Origin of the sequence: Shewanella polaris (assembly GCF_006385555.1) — a bacterium.
Taxonomy (GTDB): Bacteria; Pseudomonadota; Gammaproteobacteria; order Enterobacterales; family Shewanellaceae; genus Shewanella; species Shewanella polaris.
In genome coordinates, this window is sequence record NZ_CP041036.1 from 731141 (window position 1) to 750322 (window position 19182).

Below are 19182 nucleotides of genomic sequence, written 5' to 3' on the forward strand. Positions count from 1 at the left end.
CTTACAAGCTTTATCTAACAATTGAGGAGCATAAACGAGCGAGAAAATAACATTGTTTTCTAGAATAACATGCTCCCCATATTTATTGATGGATGGTCTTATGCTGCCTAGCAGACATAAAAATAACGCCAGCAAGTTTCAGCTCATTATTGGAGGTATACCTTCACAGTCTACACCTCACACAAGAGGGTGGAATTCTGGCATTTAATGAGCCAATTGGTTTGTCAGGTAACAGCACTCTAAAAATGGGTGGTTTGGACTAGTTGGCTGCTTTACTGTCCATCTGGAAAGTTGGATACTTGATGAATAGTTATTGGCTTATCTATTGTGGCGTTCAATTTTTAAAACCGAACAAAATAAAGCCGAATGTGGATTTCAAAAGCTATTAGCGTTATCGTTAACTAATAAGAAAATCAACAGAGACTAAAAACAGCGGGTGTTCCATTTAAGCCCACTTTTGTCAGCTCTAGGCATTAGGCTCCAACATCATCTCATCTACTCTTTCGGGGGGAACGATGTCAGAAAATGTAAACAATGCACTCATAGAAGCAATCAATGATGAGTATAAATCACGCGCAACATACCGAGCAGTCATTAATAAATTTGGTGAAATACGACCTTTCATAAACATAGTCGCAGCCGAAGGCCGTCATATTGAAGCCTTGTTACCCTTATTTGTTAAATACAATGTTGCTATTCCTATTGATGATTGGGATTCACGCATAAAAACACCCGCAACTATTCTTGAAGCATGTCAATTGGGCGTTGCAGACGAAATTGAAAATGCACAAATGTATGACAGGCTACTTGAGTTAACAATAGGTTATCCTGATATTCAAGCAGTGCTAAAGCAATTACAAAGAGCATCAAAAGAAAATCATCTTCCCGCTTTTCAGCGTTGCGTGGAGAGAGGCGGTCGAGGACAGCAAAATCGACGCGGACAATGCTGTAAGTAGGTTGTTAACATGGAAAATACATTTTGGACGGCCCTTGCCACGAGTTCTCTTGCCGCTGTTGTTACTACAGTTGGTATATATACAGTACGTAAGTATGTAGATTGGGGGCAACGCAATATTACCTATTTTATGTGTTTTGCTGCAGGTGTATTAATATCGGCGTCGTTTCTTCACATTATTCCTAAATCATTGTCAATGAACCCTAATGCAGCACCTTATCTATTAGTTGGATTTTTTGGCTTACATTTATTTAATCGTTTTGTTACCGCATTTGTATGCCAGAAAGACCCTGAAAAAGAGCAATATGGCATTGGACTTGTACCAATGGTGGGTATTGGTTTTCACTCGTTTATCGATGGGTTTATCTATTCTATTGCGTTTACCGTGAGTATTTTTACTGGTTTTCTCGCCACTGCGGGCATGGTTTTACATGAATTCCCTGAAGGCATCATTACCTATCTTTTATTGGTAAAAGGAGGGTTTAGTGAACGAAAAGCGGTGATTCTTTCTTTTTTTGCAGCCGCATTAACCACCCCGGTAGGTATGCTTGTCTCATTTCCACTCATCAATCAAATTGATAAACCAATGTTGGGGGCTTTGTTGTCATTGTCAGCGGGTGCGCTCATTTATGTTGGGGCAACACACCTCTTACCTAAAGCTGAACAAGAACACAAAAAATACAGTTTTGTTGCATTGGGTGGTGGGATACTGGTTGCTATTATAATAGTACTTTCAAAAGGTTAATTAAATTATGAATCCAGTTAAACAATTGACTAACTAATAGATTAGGGGCCTAACAAATAGGTTAGGCCGAGTGACGTTGTGTTGTTATTGAATGTTGAACAAGCTTTATATTGTATTAACAGTAGGTAACTAATCTGCTTAGATATCTTCTACCGTTTCATCTTTCAACGATTCAGTGGTGTTATCCGTTAACGTTATCAATAAGCCTGTGAGTAGGCTCATGCTGTAACCCAGTGCGGCACCTATAACAAGCGGCGGAATAATTGCTGCTATATCGGCATTTAAGGCAAATGTGATACAACAACCAATAAACGTACCGGGAATAAAAGCGAAGTTTTTATGACTGGCTTGTAAACACATAAATGCAGTAACAATGCCTGTTAACGCATAGCTGATCATTGGCGAGCCCAGCACTCCGCTACCTGCAATAATTAACCATCCCCAGAATACACCAGAAAGATTAGTCATTATCGCCATTATCATCCCTTTGGCGCCTGTTTCTGTTTGAGCAAAAAAAGTACTGCAACCGAGAAAGCCAACCCATGTCACGAGTTGAAATACATCAGCAAGACCAGCCCAAACAGCCGCTAAAAAACCTGCAGAAATTGCAATTTGCCAACGATTAGCCATGGTCGCCTCTATAACGTAAAAATAAGAACGGTGAGTTCTAAATTTAGCACAATAAAAGAAAGCCATGCAGTTTAGTTTTATAAAAGTCGATCCAGTTCGCAAATAATAGTAAATGCTAATAAAACAAAATATCCTGGAACTTGGTAGGCGCTGGCGTATTTAGCTTCGGATTATTTAAGTTTTGCAAGTTTAGGTTTACCCACAGTGCTTGATGGTTTTATCCAATAAAATTGTGGCGTTACTTATCATCATTAATGGTTACAGTGGATATTATGAGGGAGCCTGGATCGTGATTTAACGGTGTTCTCAGTGATGATAGTGAGTCTATGTCTTTCGTTTACGCAATATGGAATATTTAGTGGTAAAACATCGTAGAGCCAGAGTTTGTCACTTAATATGGTTGGTACATAAGTAAGCAGTGCGTCTCCTTAATGAGTTTATGTTGTTGACAATAAGGACGCCCACATAAGAAACTGTGGCGTCAATATCAGCCCCCAAAAATGCGATACAAATGCATAATAGGAAATAACAAGCATGCCTCACCAAGACCAGAGCATTAGTGTCAAAATGGCGGCTCCATTCTGCATATTATTAATAGTAATACTACTACTGCAGGTGGTTGGTGTGTATGTCAGCAATAGCTTTTTAGCTTCGGGAGGGGTTAAAGGTTATTGGATTATAAGTCGGTTAATCTTTCCATTTGTTCTCGTTTTTCTGCTGGCGATACCGTTAAAACAACTGTATTTCTCTAAACCTACAATTAATCGTGAAAACCTGCTGCTGATGGCTTTCTTTTTTGGTCTTCTGCTTTGTTTATTTGTTTACCTACAATTTTTTGCAGCAGATTATTTATCTCACTATCGCCATGGTCGCTCTTTAGACGCGCTAAGAGAAGCTGGTAAGTTTCAGCGTTTTCTGATTTTTACTGCTTCGACCATAATAGGCTGGGAAGTCCTTCATCGCGGGTTTTTATTGGGTGGTGGTCAATATTGTTTAACCAAGCATTACAAACTAAATCCTGTGGCGGCCGCTATTATCATGACCGTTATTGTGTGTATCTTTGAAGTATTATTCCACATTAAAAAACCTATCTATGAAGCTGTAGGTATGATTTTCGCCTCGCCTTTATTGTCTTATCTAACGATTAAAACTCGCAGCTTATGGCCTGCGTTAACATTTCATTTATTGATTGAGTTAGCATTTGGCTTTTCCGCGTTTTATTATTCTGTCTATTAATCGTTTCATTAATAAATTTTCGAAATAAACTTGCCCATATATAACAGTTATCGATGATTATAAAAATGAATGTCAGGGTTAGTTATGAGGCACGTTGAGCTTTGTTCTTGAGTCATTACAGTGGCGAATTGACAGAGTATTTTTAGCCCCATTAGTGCTGATAATCTCATAACATCCCAAAATCATCTGTTATTATTGCAAGTGGATTATTAATGAGCATCCGATGTGCACATGCACCGGAAGGCCTGTATCAATATGCGATTTCATTTCAGGAAAACGAGAAAATATGATTACTTTTCATCCCATTGGCTATGCTAAAACCCCATTTGAAGAAATTGACAATGTACCTTTACAAAGTGCAGGGATCTCAAATGATATTGCCGAACTCATAATCCATGAAGAGTTTGTCGAGGGGCTGGATGACCTCCATGGCTTCTCGCATATCTATGTATTGTTTCATATTCACAAAGCTAAAGGTTCAGCTTTGAAGGTTAAACCATTCTTAGACACTGAACATCGCGGTATTTTTGCCACTCGCTCGCCAAAACGTCCGAACCCTATTGGGCTGAGCATTGTTGAAATTGATCGTATTGAAGGAGGTCGCGTTTTTGTTAAAGGGATTGATCTGCTTAACGGCACACCGATCATTGATATCAAACCCTATATCCAATCATTCGATAATATTAAAGACACCAAAGATGGCTGGTATGAACAAGGCTTTGACCCCAAAACGACTCTTTCTGATGATCGTTTCGCTTAATAAGTGACAAGCTAAGGTCTAATTAATTTAACGTTAACATGATTCCTGATTCTGGTTGGCGAAAACGTAGTTTTAGTTTCAGCTTTTGAGCTCCTTAAATTTAATAGGCCGCTAATGCAACGCTTCGAATATTGTAATGCTAATACCTGCGCTGAAGAGTTGCTTGCTTTAGGGCCAGTGAATATGAAAATGTGGTACTTATTTCAGTGGCTCACGGAACATGAGCAATTACGTTATGGTACGCAGGCTGAAATGGTAAAGCTGTATATTAATAAAGAGCTGGTTGCTTATGGTTTACTTGAAAATTATGAAGCTCGAACGGATAAAACTACCTTGTATGAGGGGGATTTATATCAAGATTTGGGCGTGGTGCATTTTGTTACCATGCCTGAGCATCGTAAAAAGGGTTATGCAAGCTTAGTTGCTGATGTGATGTACAAAGATATTATTCAACCTTTGTTAGCCCGCCATAATGATGTTCGTGCTTATGTTACCGCCACTGAGCGCGCGGTGCCGTTAATTCAGCGTACTGCGATTGATGCTGCTAACTTAGTCACTCAATTTTATTCAGATGCTACCTTTAAAGAAAAAGTCGTAATGCAGATAAACCCTCGCTAGGCTCATAAAACAGAAGTTCACATATCATTTAGCCAGTCTTTAGTTGCCTTTATTTATTGGTAGAGAGCAGAGCCAGAAGAAGCGATAGTCAGTTTACTGGTCACACTTTTTTATCACTGTTTATTTTGTGCCTTCGGCATAGTATTTTTCTCGGTATTTTGTTTTGTTGAGGGGAACAATGTGCGAGTAGGTTGTTTGATGTATTACTGATGAATTTGAATAGCCACGAGAGGCTATTCAAATTACCGTTGAACGTTAATCAATTAGGTGCTTTGGTTATTTTCGTGATAAATATTCGAGAATATCTAAACCAGAAATTATGCCTTCAACTTCACCTTTTTTGTTAGTGACAACAATTTTATAAGTATGAGTGCGTTTCATATCATTGACTATGCTAGCGATTGGTTGTTGTAGGTCAACCAAGAGGGCATTTGTTAACGGTAAAACAGATAAAGGGTTATCCAAATCAGCCCCGTCTGCAACGGAATCAATGATCTGTTCCATCGACACTAAACCTTGTATTTTTTGTTGATTATCAAGCACCGCAAGGGAATGGATTTTCTCTTCAGAAAGCAACTGGATAGCTTGCCTTAAGGTATCATCTTGATGCAGTGAGAATATGCCCATATGAACAAAATCTTCGGCCACTGAAGGGGCGGGTTTTCCATAAATACGATCTGTTAGTTTGACAATCCAAGCTCCCATTTGCACTTGGATGATATAGCCTAGAGAGATCACTAGTGCAATATCTGAGCCTTCTTCACCAAAAGCGGTCATAGCAATTGCTAGTGCAATCGACAGGTTACGCATAACAGTACCGTAAAGTAATGCGATTGCATCTCCCCTTTTAAACAGCAATTTTCCTATTATGGTGCTAAGTAAAAAATTTGCTAAATATAACAGGACTAATGGAAGCAATATTTGGCCGAGTAATATAGGGGAGCCAATGATAGTTTTAGATTTCAGCGCCATGGCAACAAACACAATGCCCAGCACGCCTAGAGTAGAAAATGGTGGAAACTTACTTTTGAGTTTTTCTTGATAGTGACTCATACCATAGAAATGAATAAGCGCACGTTGTATCAAGTGACCAATAATAAGTGGAATGAGTACGATGATGACGACTTGCTGAACCATCTTCATCATATCTATGTCTACATTTTCTCCTATTAACAAGTTGATATATATTGGCGTCAGTAAAGACCCCAATAACAAGCCAAAAATGGTCATTTTAATTGCAGCCGGTATATTCCCTTTTGCCATGCCTGTCCATGAGATAGTCATACCTGATGTAGGTAAAAGCCCAGTCAATAATATTCCTAAAACTAAGTAGTGATTGTCTGGAAAAAAATACAAACCGATGGCAAAAGCTAAAAATGGTGTGATTGCAAAGTTAATAAACTGAGTAGCCAGTTGTACCTTTAGGTCGCCACCCTCAAATACTTTTCGAATGGGTAAGTTAATCATCATTGGCAGTACCATCAAGAAGGTAAGCGGTATGATTAAGTTCTTTAGGTAGCTAACGTCATTAAAGTAACCATAAATTAGGGCTATCACCATAGTGATAGGAATGCTTATTACGAGATTTTTTTGCAGCCAGGAAAGCTTATTCATTGCAGTCTCATTATATTGTTAAGTCGGATTGAACTATCTGCCAAAGTAATTACGATATTCATGTGAAAGCTTAATTACCCTAAAATCCCAATAAAAAACTCATTTACCATCCATGTTATTGGCATATGCCACATACAGGGTAAGTTAACACTTTCTAAGAACGTGTGTCAATGTGATGTAAAGTCGAAAACCGCTTTGGTAATGTTTTCTTATTTAATTGATATTTTTTATGCTCTAAATGCAATTTAGATCTTGATAGGGATGTTGGTTATTGTCATATATGAATGACAGGCTTAGTGCGGAAGAGCGGGTTTTATCAAGTTTTTGGCTACTGATACTATTTCAGTAAAAGTGAATAGAAAAAATGGTTACTCAGACCATTGAAGCCCGTATTGTGTGCAAAGCTGGTCTGAACCCGCTTTTTTTGTTAGTGAATGGTTGCCATGTTTGGCTTTCTGGGGGTGAAGTTCACATGAGTGCCATGATGCTTATGTTACCTATGATGCTATGGGATTATTTAAATGTAACTTTTCCACCCACCATTTTTAATGCTGGGGCGCCTCTGACTAACGTATCTCGGGCAAATACCTGGCTACATTCTGGACATGTGCCCAGGGCTTTGGTGTAGTCTTCAACAATACGTTCCTTGAAGCATTTGATTAAGGCCCCTTTGCCCCCTTTGCGATACTTAAATAATTGAGTTTTACACTTAGCACAGAAGATGTCGACGGTGCGAGAAGGGCCTTTCTTATTCGGTTTTGCCATCTGGTTGTTTACTTTACGGTTTGTTAAGTGCTTATGCCTATTGTAATAAAAACTGCAGGATTACGCTAAAATTAGCTATCGTTTTCTAATAAGAAGCGCTGCTTGAAATGGCTAATTGATTTTGGGCACTCACATTATTTTGAATTATGATTCAACGTTTATAGCATTATCAAATTACAGAAAACGAATATTTCATTAAATCACTTTGTTGTTTCCAAACAACAAACCGTTACCAAACTTTCATCATCTTACGGCGTTCCCGCAATACAACTGGAAATTAATGCTAATTGGGTGTCCCTTCGCGGAAAATATCAATGCACAGGGACGCTCGGAATTGTTACAGGCTCTGAGTTTGTTTGTGATATCAACTCAAATCCATCATAGCCTAGCAAAGCCATCAATATGATTGCTTTAGGCTGTTCTCAGTCGGTAAAATGGCGGCGTATTAAATAACTTGGATTGAAATTTTCGGTTAATATGTCACTAGAATAGCAAGGTATATGGTTATGACGGCGTGATTATTAACGTATTAATTGCAAGATAAGTTAATAAACTGAATACAGGCAAAGCCTATGTTGGCTTAATTTTTTATGTGAATGACCATTTTTTTCATAAAAAAATTGTTTCGTCCATGACAATTCGCCATAATCAATTTTCAAACATCAGTATGATGCTGTATTGCTTACCACTTTATATACAGCTAAAAATATAATAAAACTGATATTCATAGCATTACTAAAGTGGCTATTAAGACCAAGGAAGACGATTTATGCTGGTTGAACATGATATAGCTGATATTTGTGTTGGTATGTATATTGTTGAAATCACCGTGTCTAAAAACAAGTATCGCTTGGCTAAGCCAGGAATGTTAGAAAACGAACTTGTTATTGAAGCGCTGAAACGAAAATCAGTAGAAAAACTTATAATCGATCTCAGTAAAAGTCGAGTTAAAAGCAAGTACACTGAAATTGTCCCCTCAGTACCTACTGCAAAAGTGTTCAAACAAGCTTTTAATCAAGAAGCCGCTAAGGCAAAGTCAGTTTTCAACGATGCCAAACGAATACAGCATAGGCTGTTTATGAATGCCCAAAAAGGTATTCCTTTAGATCTTGCCCCCGTTGAAAAAATTGCCACAGAATCCACGGAAATTATTTTTAATAATCCTAATGCTTTGGCTTGTGTGCTCAATATTCGTAATAAAGATGAATACCTATTAGAACACTCAGTGGCTGTGTCTATATTAATGACCATGTTTGCCGTGTATTTAAAAATTGATAAAGATATTATTAACCAATTGGCTATTGGGGCCTTTTTACACGATGTTGGTAAAATTATGGTACCTGATAATATTCTCCATAAATCAGATAAGCTGACCGATGATGAATTTTACCTTATGAAATCCCATGCCAGTCATTCTATTAATATTATGAGGAATACATCGGGGATCAGCCAGATTACTTTAGAGGTTGTCAGCCAACACCATGAAAAGCTTAATGGTAAAGGATATCCACTTGGGCTTAAGGCTGAAAAAATATCTCAATATGGGCGTATGATAAGCATCTGTGACATCTTTGATGCCTTAACCTCTACCCGTTGCTATAAAGCTGGCCGGCCTCAAGTTAAAGCCTTTGGTATACTTAGAGCTTTGGCTGCTAATGGAGAGTTGGACAAGGCTCTGGTGGATAACTTTATTCGTTGTATGGGGGTTTACCCCGTGGGTTCTTTGGTGCAATTAGCCTCAAATCGACTTGCAATAGTTGAAAGCCATAATCCAAAGGATCCTATACGTCCAAATGTTAGACCTTTCTATCATGTTAGCCCGAAACACTTTGAATCAAGCGAACGTATAGATTTATCTGCTGAATCTCCTGAAAAGATAGTCAAAGGTGTACATGCCGATGACTTTGATTTGGATATGAAACAAATTATTGAATTTTTAGCCCAAGAAGGCTAGATTTAAAAGGCAAATAGTTTAGATTTAAAGTCATTAATATATCGAGTTATCACATCGCTAGTAATAACATTTACATCCGAAATTGTTGACAACGTTTTGGGTGAATTAGTGTTGTTCCCATCCTTTCTATCTTCAGTGGCATAGCGCCTCTTTGGCATAATTTATAGCAAACTTCATTTGTCGATTTAAATAGCTGTATTACCCGTGGATTACTCTTAGGTGCTTATTAGAGCCGAGTATGTGGATTAAATTCTTTTATATCTGGGATTTGAATCGTGGTGGAAGGCTATCGCAATAACTGAGTAAAGAGATTATGTTGTTGGTTAGTGTAATGGTTTGGATGAGTATTTTGAATATTGCTTTTTTAGAAATTCGATTCAGCGGTAGTGAATATTTATAGGATTTTACGTTACAGAAAGTCGAGCCATTTTACGCTAGGTCGTATCCTCCAAAGGAGTTAGTCATGTCTCTGTTGTTAACCGTTATTGTATCAACACTGCTCGCGGGTTTGGCTATGCCGTTAGGTGCTGTTATTGCTTGTTTTGAAAAAGTGGGCAGTGAATGGCTTGAGCAAGAATTTAGGCATAGTGTAATGGCTTTTGGCGGCGGAGCACTATTGTCTGCTGTTGCGCTAGTTTTGGTGCCAGAGGGAATCGAAAATCTTAAGCCATTACCAGCTTGTATATGGTTAGTGGTGGGAGGGCTTAGCTTTATGGCTGTTGATATTTATCTTAAAAAAATAAATACCCCAGCCAGTCAATTTATTGCCATGCTTTCTGATTTTATTCCGGAATCAATTGCACTTGGTGCGGCGTTTGCCACTGGGAATAGCTATGCATTTTTACTTGCTGCTTTAATCGCGTTGCAAAACGTACCGGAAGGGTTTAGCGCCTATCGTGAATTAAGTGCAACAGCTACTTACAGACCATTTAACATTATCATCATGTTTGCTTTAATGGCTGTGCTGGGTCCAATTGCGGCAGTGTCTGGTTATTTATGGCTATCTGAGTCGCCAAAAATTATTGCTGCAGTAATGCTTTTCGCTTCCGGTGGTATTCTCTATTCAATATTTCAAGATTTAGCCCCTCAGGTAAAACTAGAAAAGCGTTGGGCGCCACCAATGGGGGCTGTGTTTGGGTTTGCACTTGGTATGTTGGGGTTAATGTTAACAACATCATGAAATGAGTGCGGGGCTAAAAGCATTTTTTCTCGAACGAAACTTAACCAGTAAAGATTAACAAACCCTAAGGTATTGAACAACAACGAGACTAAACAATAGTCCGCTTAAATGACATGCTCTATTAGCTTTATTATCTTGAATGGTTCGTAAAGCTTTTAAATGGTGTGAGTTTTAGCATTGGTTAGCGTTTTGAATATCACAGTGGGTGGATAGGTCTGCGCTTTTTTAAGCTCGCGATTATAACTATGAGCGAAATCTGTACCTAAGCCCTAATCGAATAATGTTATTGACTACTTGAATGATGTAAAGCTCGAGATATTACTGTGTCTCTACCGCTTTAACCGTTAAGCGTTCTTGATTAGATAAACGGATTTGAATCCCGTCAACGGTAGTTATACGTTGATCTTCAATATCTTTTTTGCGTACTTTGTAACTCGCTGACATCGCTTCAATAGGCGATGAAATTGTCACGTCAACTACGGTGTTATCGTCATACCAACTCCAGCTCCAATAGCTTGCTGAGGCTAGCATCGACACAGCAATCATAGTGTAAATAATTACACGACTAAAAAAGGGTGAGCTTTGCATGTCTGCCATCACAGTGTTGCGATTCACATTACTGCCTCGACCACGGCGTAAATACACGATAGCACCTATGATCACTAATATTGTGATTAAAATTTTTGTCAGCATGTTATCTTCCATCAATGGTTAATTAACTATGATTATACTGTGATTTGATTATTTTAACGTTACCTAGCACACATCATTTATGCTATTCATATAGTCCACTAACAGAGTTCCTTCATCACTACATTATTTGTCTCGATTCTCCGGGTTAACCATTTTTGGTTGCTATCTACATAGCGTTTTTTAAATTTAATTAGATTGATAAGTTTGTCTATAACAAGATGAAAAATCTAAACTTACTCGAAAAATTGTTATTTTAATTGTAGGAAGAACAAGTAACTTTTACAGCGTCAGATATATTTATCTGTAAAAGTTACAAATATAACCATTTTACAATGTTGTTAATTTAATGTTTGAAAGTAAAATTAACAATATTATCATAAACTTAAGTGTTATCATTGCTTTTGCTTTAAACATGGCATAGCTTTAGCTTTATTTAAATAGAATAACCGATATTTAGGTATGTTTATGTAAAGTAATACTGCATAGTATCTAAAGTTGTAACGCGTTTATCAGTAGTATTATCCCTAGTTGTTTTTAGCGTTAGATAACACTACAAATTCAATATTTAAGGAGATTAAAAATGGCTACAACAAAGGCAAAAACTCAAGATCCAAAACAAAAAATAGAAGACGCTTGTCATTTGGCTGAAGAAGCTACATCTGAGGCGGTTAATTCTTTAAAAGATAAAACTAAAGAGTCACTGAATGAAGGTTCTGAAAAAATTAAATCTGTTACCAATCAAACTGAAAGTATTATTAAAGAGCACCCATTATTAAGTGTTGGTTGTGCATTTTTAGCGGGTTGGGCTATTTCTAAGCTTATTAAATAATAAAGTGACCGGAGAGATGTTATTATGGAAAACACTAAAAAAGTGTCGAGTAAAGATAAGATCTCTGACGGTCCGCAAACAGATCCGTTATTAGACCCCGATAACTCTGAAGAGGAAACAGTCAACATTGACGACATCACCGATATTCTTAGTAAGCTATCAAAAGTAACTCAAAATGTTGGTGAATGGTCTGAGTCTACAGTTCAACTTTTCTTTATTGAGGTATTACGGAATGTTGCAGCAGCAAAACAGTTCTTTGTTTGCCAGCTTTTGTTTATTCCTCTATTAGTTCTTTTTATTTTCAGTTTATGTGTCAGTGTGGGTATCATTACGTACAGTCTTACTCAGAGTCTGCTTAGCGGAGTAGGTATTTTTTTACTCGTAATGAGTTCAGTTTTAGCTGGTTTAGTTTATTGGCAGAAATATTTGCTACGTTTTTTCGGCTTCAAAGACACTATCTCTCAATTAAAGGAGGGAATTGATGTCCTCTCTAAAGCATCTCAATCATTCGATTAAATTAAAACGTATGCAGGGAAATGATTCTGTCAGACAGTGCGAGTTGTCTCTCAATTTATTGCTCTACTCTCTAAAAAAGCAAACACAAAAGCATCCTTTTGGCGTCACTATTGGAGTGACCTTAGCCTCACTTATTTTTGTTAAATATAGGAAAACTATTAAATCTCTTTATCCTCTTGCTTCGCTAAGCTTTAATTATGTTAAGTTATATTACCGTTCACAAAATCAAGAGCAACAGCCAATGTGTAATGATAACCATCCTTTCACTAATAATATGGAATAAGCTTTGTGGATTTTTTATGTAGGTTTTTTAGCAAAATATTACCTTTAGCTACCCAATTGTAAAACGATTTTGATTCACTAAAATTTCAATCTAATATTTGATACTAAACCGACTTTGAACATTATCAGTGTGATTTACTTCGTATATTTAAAAGATGTTAATGGTTTACTTAATTAAAGTCGTCGTCATCACATAAAATTTATACTGATTGATTAATAATCATATTATTCATTTTCTCGACTGAATTTAATCTATCCTTATGACCGCAAAAAACATTATCAATGAAGAAGTAATCTATCCATCGGATTATAAAATTATTTCTACAACAGATTTAGACAGTATCATTACCCATGTTAATGATGACTTCATTACTGTTTGCGGTTATGAAAAAGAAGAACTTATCAATAAACCCCATAATGTGATTCGTCATCCTGATATGCCAAAAGCCGCATTTGCTAATTTGTGGGATACCATTAAGCAAGGGCAAAGCTGGATGGGGTTAGTAAAGAACCGTTGTAAAAGTGGCAAATATTATTGGGTAAATGCCTATGTTACCCCCATTAAGCGCAACGGTAAAATTGTCGAATATCAGTCAGTTAGAACCAAACCTGAAGTTGAACTCACTGACCGTGCTCAAGCTTGTTACGATGCCGTCAATGCAGGTAAAGCTGCCAAACCAAAGTTTGGCGCTAGCATTATTACGAAGCTATTTTTGGCCTGGTTGCTGTCTGTGGGGTTATTATTGTCATTACCTTACTCTAGTGCTTTCCTTACGATCCTGACATTTATTGTCGCCATCATATGTTTTTGTCGTCCGCTTTATGTGCTTAAGCAGCGCTTTGATAATATGCTTAAGCTAAGTAAGAAAGTACATGATAATCCACTAAATCAATTTGTTTACACTGGTTATGTCGATGAGCTTTCTCACTTAGAGTTAAGCCTGCGGATGCAAAAGGCTGAGACACTTGCTGTTGTTGGACGTATTAAAGACAGTGGCGAGGAGCTTCAGCAAGGTTTAGAAGAGCATCAACAACAAAACCAAGCTAATCAAACTCAATTGGTTGAGCAATCGCAGAACCTTGAACAAGTTGTTAGCGCAATCGGAAAAATGAGTACATCTGTTACTGAAATAGCCCGAAATACCACTAATTCAACGATGGAAATCCATCAACTTGTTGAGCAAATGCAAGCGACTAAAGTGGCATTAGTTAACAGCCAAACTGCCACCACTGAAATTAATAAATTATTGGAAGAATCTCGGGTTGCTATTTCTGCTTTAAATCAACAATGCCAAAGTGTGAATAAAGTCGTTGATGTTATCGAAAGTATTGCTGATCAAACAAACTTGCTAGCGCTCAATGCAGCCATTGAAGCCGCTCGTGCTGGAGAGACTGGCAGAGGATTTGCTGTAGTTGCTGATGAAGTGCGTAATTTGGCCAGTCGCTCAGCCGCCTCTGCTCATGAAATACACGCTATTATAAATACACTTAGCCGAACGACAGCAGAGGCTGTTGTACAAATGGAACAAAGTCATTCGTTAACAAGTAAGAGTTTTGATTCCAGTAAAATGCTCGAACAAAGCCTCAATTCTGTTAGTGAAGTGATGATGATTATCGAAAGTAATGGACAACAAATTTCTGTTGCTGCTGAAGAGCAAGCCGCAGTTGTTAATCAAATTCATGACAATGCTATGGTGCTACAAGATGGTATTAAGACATTTGAAAAAAATTGCCACAAGGCTTCAATACATGGCCAAGAGATTAGCGCCCAAGGTATTCGTCAAACTGAATTGGTATCGCAGTTTAATTAGACGATTAATGATTAACGTTAACCCTTGATATTGATTGGCGACTCCTCGAGTCTGAATTCTTGCTATCCCATCCATAGTCAGTTTCGTTGGCTATGGATAATACATTATTATGTTATACCCCTCTTTAATTGTAGATACTTCATCGCGTTATAATAGATTCTGAGATATGAGGTGTCACACACGCAGAAAATGATATCTGGATGCGTTCAACATTGAAACCGTTAAACTGGTCTCTGAGCATAGTTATAAAATCGTAAATGTTACCGATAGATAAGGTGGCACCTCCAACAGTTTGCACAACTGGATTAACAAGTTTGATAAGCCAGAAAAGCAACACATCACCATTGATAATCAATAAGACCAAATACGTAAACTCAAGGTGAAGCTTCGGCGTGTCAACGAAGAGCGTATTACTCTGAAGATGGCCGTCGTTTACTTTGCAAGCGAGTCAAGCGAAGTACACGTTCATAAAGTTTAGTCTTAAGCAGTATTTAGTGAAAATCTTATGCGAAATACTTGGAACCTAACGTAGTGGTTCCTATGTCTGTTCAAATTAGTGTAGCTTGCGAAAAGAGTACAAGCTTGGGCCAGTATAAGCCGAAAAATAAACGGTTATGATAATGCTGTAGCGGTGAGTTTCTTTTTACTTCTGAAAAAGGCTGGGTTAAGCGAAAAGTTTATAAAACCAGAAATGAAACACGCTCAGAAATATTTAACTCATTTGAATTCGGAAGAAGAGATGAGAGTACAATTATAAAGATCGTTTATATAGTCAAGTATGGCATCATAGTGGTAATAACGGATCAAGTTCGAGAAGTGATATTTGAGAACCTAAAAAGTATCTAGCAAGCTGGTGCCTACCGTAAAGTAAAAAATACCACTCGCTTTTAAGCGAGTGGTATTAGGTTTATATTAACTTTTTTCTATTTGATGGAATTAATCTTTTTTGTCACCATCACTGGCGCTATCACTATCACTATCACTGTCGCTATTAATATCACTCAGTAATTTAAACGCTTCAAGACGTTTTTCACCAGCCACTAATTTTTCACGTTCTTCATCTGTGAATACACCAGGAGTTGGGAAGTCGTCTGTATGACAGCTAGAACATGCATTTGGCATAATATCGAATTTAACACAGCCAACAACATTAATTGGGTAATTGAAGTTGTCGTAGCATAACTCTTTAATCGCCTGAATACTTTCCCAATCTTTCGTTAATTGTGCATCAGGATCTGCACCAGCTTCAGTATAAGGACGTAGTTCGTCAAATCCTTTTAATGAGTCAGTTGGTGTTAATAAATCCCAAGAATGTGATCTACCATCATAACGATGTCCACGGCCACCAGCATGTTTATTCCATGGCATATGGCAATCTGCACATTTCACATCTGCTAAAGTATGTGATGTTAGTTTGTGTGCACTACTGTCTTTTTCAGCATGACAGCTTATACACAGTAGATCTGTATCATCTTCTCCACCAAACTTGATTTCTTGTGAGTGAGGATCATGACAAGTCACACAAGACATTCCATATTTGCCATGTTTTGACTCTGCAAGCTCTAAACCATGAGTTCTAATATGACGTCTGATTGTGGTTCCAGGCCAATAACTCACATTATCAGAAGATGAACCTTGGAATTCATCAATATTGTCACCAGGATTAGGGAACATACCGTGGCCTAATGGATTGTCAGCATTAAACTTGTAACCATAACCTTTTTGGATTGCCGCAGGACTATTTAGAGATATTGGTGCTATATGGCATACATTACATTCATCTCCTGCTTGGTCACCAGTAAGATCTTTTGTTGGTTGAATAATGTCATCAGGGCTCATAGTACGAGCATGTGCTGCTCCTGGGCCATGACATTTTTCACAAGCAATACCAAACTCTACCGTTTTACTCGTATTATCAATTGGAATGACGCGATTGCCAAATACGGTATCTTTAATTTCCCAGCTTGTGACTTCATAACCTGTGGTATGACACTCTATACACAAGTTAGTAAAACCAAATGCACGTTTACTTAGCTCAAGTTTGTCGCCAGTAAATAAACTGCCATCTGAATTGAAGAAGAAAATACCGCTGGTTAAAGGGGTCCATTGGTTATCTGGAGAGGGTTCTTTAGGATTACTAGCTTCCCAATCCCAATAAATGAATGGCATAGTAATATAGTTTTGATTGGCTTCGTCCCAGCTTAAAAACATTTGTGTCGCTTTATATCCAACAGCATCAATTTGAAAACTAAGATCGTTGCTACTGTCCACAGCATCATGAATAGTCACCCAATATTTTTCGTCCTTCATGAACGAGGTGTATTGGTGTTTTCCGCTATCTGTAAATGTTAATGGTTCAGTTTCTGTTCCCCAAGGTGCAGTTATAGTATTGCCATCCATATATAGCTTTCTAAGCATTGTGGCATGGCGAGAACCTTTCCAATCATTATATTTATCTTGGTGACATGTCGCACAGGTTTCTGCTCCAGCGTATTCACCGCGACTAATTACCGCATTTTCATCGGCTTTATCTAAAATGGTAATCGTGATAGTTGATGATGCTTCCAATGAACCATCGCTGATAGTGTAGTTAAATGTTTTATCACCTACTTCATCAATTGGGGCGGTATAACTGATAATGTCACCGCTAATAACTAAACCTTCAGCAGAGATAATTGATAATGTATCGTTTTCAGGATCGGTGTCATTATCGAGTACATCTACGGTAATTGTTTCGCCCTGAGTGACAGTGGCTAAATCTGGGAATGCTTGAGGACTTTGATTTTCCGTAGGAGTAGTTGGCGTGGTTGGTTCGATAGCAACTGTATCGCTGTCACTATCAGAACCACATGCTGATAATATGAGGCATATTGTGGTAGTTAATAATATAGGTTTAAATCGTTTATTCATCATTGTTCATCCTAAAGTTTATCCTTTGATATTATTTACTTAACGTAAACCCGCCTATAAATAAGAATTTATATTTAAGGTGTTATAAATACCGAACGATTTCTTTTAAATGTTTATATTTATTTTAGCTATGGTTATATATGTTTTAAGTTTATTTTATTAGACTTTTTATAAGCATAAACTCTCCTAGTTAATAAATTTGCATTTGGTAATTCAATTAAGTGACGCATGTATTAAATGGGTTTGTTTTATATTGTTTATTACCTAAAATTAATTTAACGAAATGCTAACCTAATTCTTGACCGATTGCTCCAAAATTGTAGAGTGGAATACCTAATTAGTGATAGGTGTCAATTTTATCTATTGGAATGAGCGTTCAAACAAGAAGATATATGTAAGAGTTTAAGTTTGTTAAGTTGTTGCTAATAAAGTGATTGGTTTATAATAAAATTAGATATTAGATTTTTAAGTCAGCTGATTAATTTGACTTAGCACACAGTTAACTCATCCCCTGAATGATACGTTTACTCGGGAGAGTTTTCTTTAAATTAACAACATTCTTAAATTTACGAGGTTCTATGGCCGCGGGACGAAAAAAAGAGTTTGATGAGGCTGCTGTTTTAGATTCTGCCATGAAAGTATTTTGGCAAAAAGGTTATGTAGGAACCTCTATGAGTGACCTAACTGAAAGCATGGGGATCAAAAAACAAAGCTTATACAATGCTTTTATTAGTAAAGAACAACTATTCATTAAAGCTACGGATTTATACCTCAACAATAGATATGCTAATAATTTCAGTCTACTTTATCAGGAAAATATTTCTTTAAGTGAAAGGATGAGGAATTGTATGATGTCAATTCTCGTTCGCCAATGTGATTCTACTGAACACAAAGGTTGCTTTGTCACATTATGCCAATCTGATCTAGATAGTGACAATATGCCTGCAGAAGCAACACAGAAGTTGATTGATTCAGATAATGACATTCTAAATATGTGGGTAGATCTGTTTTTAACGGATCCAGAATCAATTGCATTAGGTCTTAATAAACGGGCTAATGAGTGTTCAATGTGTATTTTTACAACCCTAAAAGGGACGGCTTGCATGTCTAGAATCAATACCCCTTCAACTGATCTTACTTGTGTTATAGAAAATTGTCTGAAAAATATAGGGTTACATTAAGACATTGGATTATTAAGGTCAGACTCTCACTATATATTAATTTTTTTGTTCGTTAATGGTACTCCTGATTTTGTACTAATTCTGAGTTTGGATAACAAAAAATACCTATTCAAATTCACTCAATTTCGTTAATGATTTTATGTAACTGCTTTTTATCTCTACCTATATAAAAGCCCGATATTTTTGAACTCATAAATTTAGAGCCCTTACATCAGCTTATGGCTGTTCCATAACCAACAAGTCAGTGCAATGTATCTATTACCCTGAATTAATTAGAACATCACTATCGGTCGATGAAAAGCTAAAGCCTTTTGTCGCACTCGCCAACTGACGATTAAGATCTTAACTATTAATAACTTGAGTATTTACTGACCTCATAGTACCTAATGTTACATTCTTAACCTGTTAGCGGTTTGCACTTGTTTTTAGCAGATCCCTACGGGCAGCGTTTGTTGTTCATTTCTACTGCGTTATCGGCTGCTAATGTAGAATAATTACACTAC

General features: G+C 37.2%; 16 protein-coding genes and 1 pseudogene. 12 read left to right on the forward strand and 5 right to left on the reverse strand.

From position 1 onward, the window contains the following. The first annotated feature begins 515 nt into the window (after nucleotides 1–515). Nucleotides 516–956, forward strand: a complete 441-nt coding sequence (locus FH971_RS03130; RefSeq protein ID WP_140233313.1) for a ferritin-like domain-containing protein — start codon at nucleotides 516–518, stop codon at nucleotides 954–956. Nucleotides 957–965: 9 nt separating this feature from the next. Continuing rightward, on the forward strand, nucleotides 966–1700 hold the full coding sequence (locus FH971_RS03135) for a ZIP family metal transporter (RefSeq protein ID WP_140233315.1): 735 nt from the start codon (nucleotides 966–968) through the stop codon (nucleotides 1698–1700). A gap of 138 nt (nucleotides 1701–1838) precedes the next feature. Here FH971_RS03135 and FH971_RS03140 read toward each other — a convergent pair whose 3' ends face one another. Further along, nucleotides 1839–2330 (reverse strand): DUF1097 domain-containing protein, encoded by a 492-nt coding sequence (locus FH971_RS03140; RefSeq protein ID WP_140233316.1) that lies wholly within the window; start codon nucleotides 2328–2330, stop codon nucleotides 1839–1841. A gap of 534 nt (nucleotides 2331–2864) precedes the next feature. Here FH971_RS03140 and FH971_RS03145 point away from each other — a divergent pair. The 3 genes from FH971_RS03145 to FH971_RS03155 all read left to right on the forward strand — a co-directional run bounded on the left by FH971_RS03145 (nucleotide 2865) and on the right by FH971_RS03155 (nucleotide 4944). After that, nucleotides 2865–3566 carry a CPBP family intramembrane glutamic endopeptidase gene (locus FH971_RS03145; protein ID WP_140233317.1) on the forward strand — a complete coding sequence of 234 codons (702 nt, stop codon included), beginning with the start codon at nucleotides 2865–2867 and terminating at the stop codon, nucleotides 3564–3566. Between the two features lie 286 nt (nucleotides 3567–3852). Then, nucleotides 3853–4326 carry a tRNA (N6-threonylcarbamoyladenosine(37)-N6)-methyltransferase TrmO gene (tsaA, locus tag FH971_RS03150; RefSeq protein WP_137222971.1) on the forward strand — a complete coding sequence of 158 codons (474 nt, stop codon included), beginning with the start codon at nucleotides 3853–3855 and terminating at the stop codon, nucleotides 4324–4326. A gap of 114 nt (nucleotides 4327–4440) precedes the next feature. Beyond that, nucleotides 4441–4944: a GNAT family N-acetyltransferase gene (locus tag FH971_RS03155; RefSeq protein ID WP_140233318.1), complete on the forward strand. Its 504-nt coding sequence runs from the start codon at nucleotides 4441–4443 to the stop codon at nucleotides 4942–4944. Nucleotides 4945–5220: 276 nt separating this feature from the next. Here FH971_RS03155 and FH971_RS03160 read toward each other — a convergent pair whose 3' ends face one another. Together FH971_RS03160 and FH971_RS20490 are read right to left on the reverse strand one after the other, a co-directional pair. Continuing rightward, nucleotides 5221–6558, reverse strand: coding sequence for a bile acid:sodium symporter (locus tag FH971_RS03160; RefSeq protein ID WP_137222967.1), 1338 nt, complete (start codon nucleotides 6556–6558; stop codon nucleotides 5221–5223). Between the two features lie 513 nt (nucleotides 6559–7071). After that, nucleotides 7072–7323: a hypothetical protein gene (locus tag FH971_RS20490; protein WP_137222965.1), complete on the reverse strand. Its 252-nt coding sequence runs from the start codon at nucleotides 7321–7323 to the stop codon at nucleotides 7072–7074. Between the two features lie 769 nt (nucleotides 7324–8092). On the opposite strand from FH971_RS20490, the gene FH971_RS03170 reads away from it, so the two are divergent. Together FH971_RS03170 and FH971_RS03175 are read left to right on the forward strand one after the other, a co-directional pair. Continuing rightward, a complete protein-coding gene (locus tag FH971_RS03170) occupies nucleotides 8093–9277 on the forward strand; it encodes an HD-GYP domain-containing protein (RefSeq protein ID WP_140233319.1) in 1185 nt (394 codons plus the stop codon). A gap of 463 nt (nucleotides 9278–9740) precedes the next feature. Beyond that, nucleotides 9741–10457, forward strand: a complete 717-nt coding sequence (locus tag FH971_RS03175; RefSeq protein WP_140233320.1) for a ZIP family metal transporter — start codon at nucleotides 9741–9743, stop codon at nucleotides 10455–10457. A gap of 318 nt (nucleotides 10458–10775) precedes the next feature. Here FH971_RS03175 and FH971_RS03180 read toward each other — a convergent pair whose 3' ends face one another. Then, on the reverse strand, nucleotides 10776–11150 hold the full coding sequence (locus FH971_RS03180) for a hypothetical protein (protein ID WP_140233321.1): 375 nt from the start codon (nucleotides 11148–11150) through the stop codon (nucleotides 10776–10778). 580 nt (nucleotides 11151–11730) lie between these two features. On the opposite strand from FH971_RS03180, the gene FH971_RS03185 reads away from it, so the two are divergent. From FH971_RS03185 to FH971_RS03200, 4 genes and pseudogenes are all read left to right on the forward strand, one after another. Further along, nucleotides 11731–11979, forward strand: a complete 249-nt coding sequence (locus tag FH971_RS03185) for a hypothetical protein (RefSeq protein WP_140233323.1) — start codon at nucleotides 11731–11733, stop codon at nucleotides 11977–11979. Nucleotides 11980–12003: 24 nt separating this feature from the next. Further along, a complete protein-coding gene (locus FH971_RS03190; protein ID WP_140233324.1) occupies nucleotides 12004–12495 on the forward strand; it encodes a hypothetical protein in 492 nt (163 codons plus the stop codon). A gap of 542 nt (nucleotides 12496–13037) precedes the next feature. Next, on the forward strand, nucleotides 13038–14588 hold the full coding sequence (locus tag FH971_RS03195) for a methyl-accepting chemotaxis protein (protein ID WP_140233326.1): 1551 nt from the start codon (nucleotides 13038–13040) through the stop codon (nucleotides 14586–14588). Nucleotides 14589–14784: 196 nt separating this feature from the next. Next, nucleotides 14785–15109 (forward strand): annotated as a pseudogene (locus FH971_RS03200) (transposase); the annotation flags it as partial. A gap of 415 nt (nucleotides 15110–15524) precedes the next feature. Here FH971_RS03200 and FH971_RS03205 read toward each other — a convergent pair. Then, on the reverse strand, nucleotides 15525–17501 hold the full coding sequence (locus FH971_RS03205) for an Ig-like domain-containing protein (RefSeq protein WP_140233327.1): 1977 nt from the start codon (nucleotides 17499–17501) through the stop codon (nucleotides 15525–15527). Between the two features lie 575 nt (nucleotides 17502–18076). On the opposite strand from FH971_RS03205, the gene FH971_RS03210 reads away from it, so the two are divergent. Continuing rightward, entirely contained in the window at nucleotides 18077–18679 is a 603-nt protein-coding gene (locus tag FH971_RS03210; RefSeq protein ID WP_167495975.1) for a TetR/AcrR family transcriptional regulator, read from the forward strand. Nucleotides 18680–19182 lie beyond the last annotated feature (503 nt).

Bases quoted from the DNA above. Each gene is read 5' to 3' on its own strand.
- FH971_RS03205 (WP_140233327.1), bottom strand. From the start codon at position 17,501: ATGATGAATAAACGATTTAAACCTATATTATTAACTACCACAATATGC.
- tsaA (WP_137222971.1), top strand. From the start codon at position 3,853: ATGATTACTTTTCATCCCATTGGCTATGCTAAAACCCCATTTGAAGAA.
- FH971_RS03170 (WP_140233319.1), top strand. From the start codon at position 8,093: ATGCTGGTTGAACATGATATAGCTGATATTTGTGTTGGTATGTATATT.
- FH971_RS03145 (WP_140233317.1), top strand. From the start codon at position 2,865: ATGCCTCACCAAGACCAGAGCATTAGTGTCAAAATGGCGGCTCCATTC.
- FH971_RS03195 (WP_140233326.1), top strand. From the start codon at position 13,038: ATGACCGCAAAAAACATTATCAATGAAGAAGTAATCTATCCATCGGAT.
- FH971_RS03135 (WP_140233315.1), top strand. From the start codon at position 966: ATGGAAAATACATTTTGGACGGCCCTTGCCACGAGTTCTCTTGCCGCT.
- FH971_RS03175 (WP_140233320.1), top strand. From the start codon at position 9,741: ATGTCTCTGTTGTTAACCGTTATTGTATCAACACTGCTCGCGGGTTTG.
- FH971_RS20490 (WP_137222965.1), bottom strand. From the start codon at position 7,323: ATGGCAAAACCGAATAAGAAAGGCCCTTCTCGCACCGTCGACATCTTC.
- FH971_RS03180 (WP_140233321.1), bottom strand. From the start codon at position 11,150: ATGCTGACAAAAATTTTAATCACAATATTAGTGATCATAGGTGCTATC.
- FH971_RS03210 (WP_167495975.1), top strand. From the start codon at position 18,077: ATGGCCGCGGGACGAAAAAAAGAGTTTGATGAGGCTGCTGTTTTAGAT.
- FH971_RS03160 (WP_137222967.1), bottom strand. From the start codon at position 6,558: ATGAATAAGCTTTCCTGGCTGCAAAAAAATCTCGTAATAAGCATTCCT.
- FH971_RS03155 (WP_140233318.1), top strand. From the start codon at position 4,441: ATGCAACGCTTCGAATATTGTAATGCTAATACCTGCGCTGAAGAGTTG.
- FH971_RS03140 (WP_140233316.1), bottom strand. From the start codon at position 2,330: ATGGCTAATCGTTGGCAAATTGCAATTTCTGCAGGTTTTTTAGCGGCT.
- FH971_RS03190 (WP_140233324.1), top strand. From the start codon at position 12,004: ATGGAAAACACTAAAAAAGTGTCGAGTAAAGATAAGATCTCTGACGGT.
- FH971_RS03185 (WP_140233323.1), top strand. From the start codon at position 11,731: ATGGCTACAACAAAGGCAAAAACTCAAGATCCAAAACAAAAAATAGAA.
- FH971_RS03130 (WP_140233313.1), top strand. From the start codon at position 516: ATGTCAGAAAATGTAAACAATGCACTCATAGAAGCAATCAATGATGAG.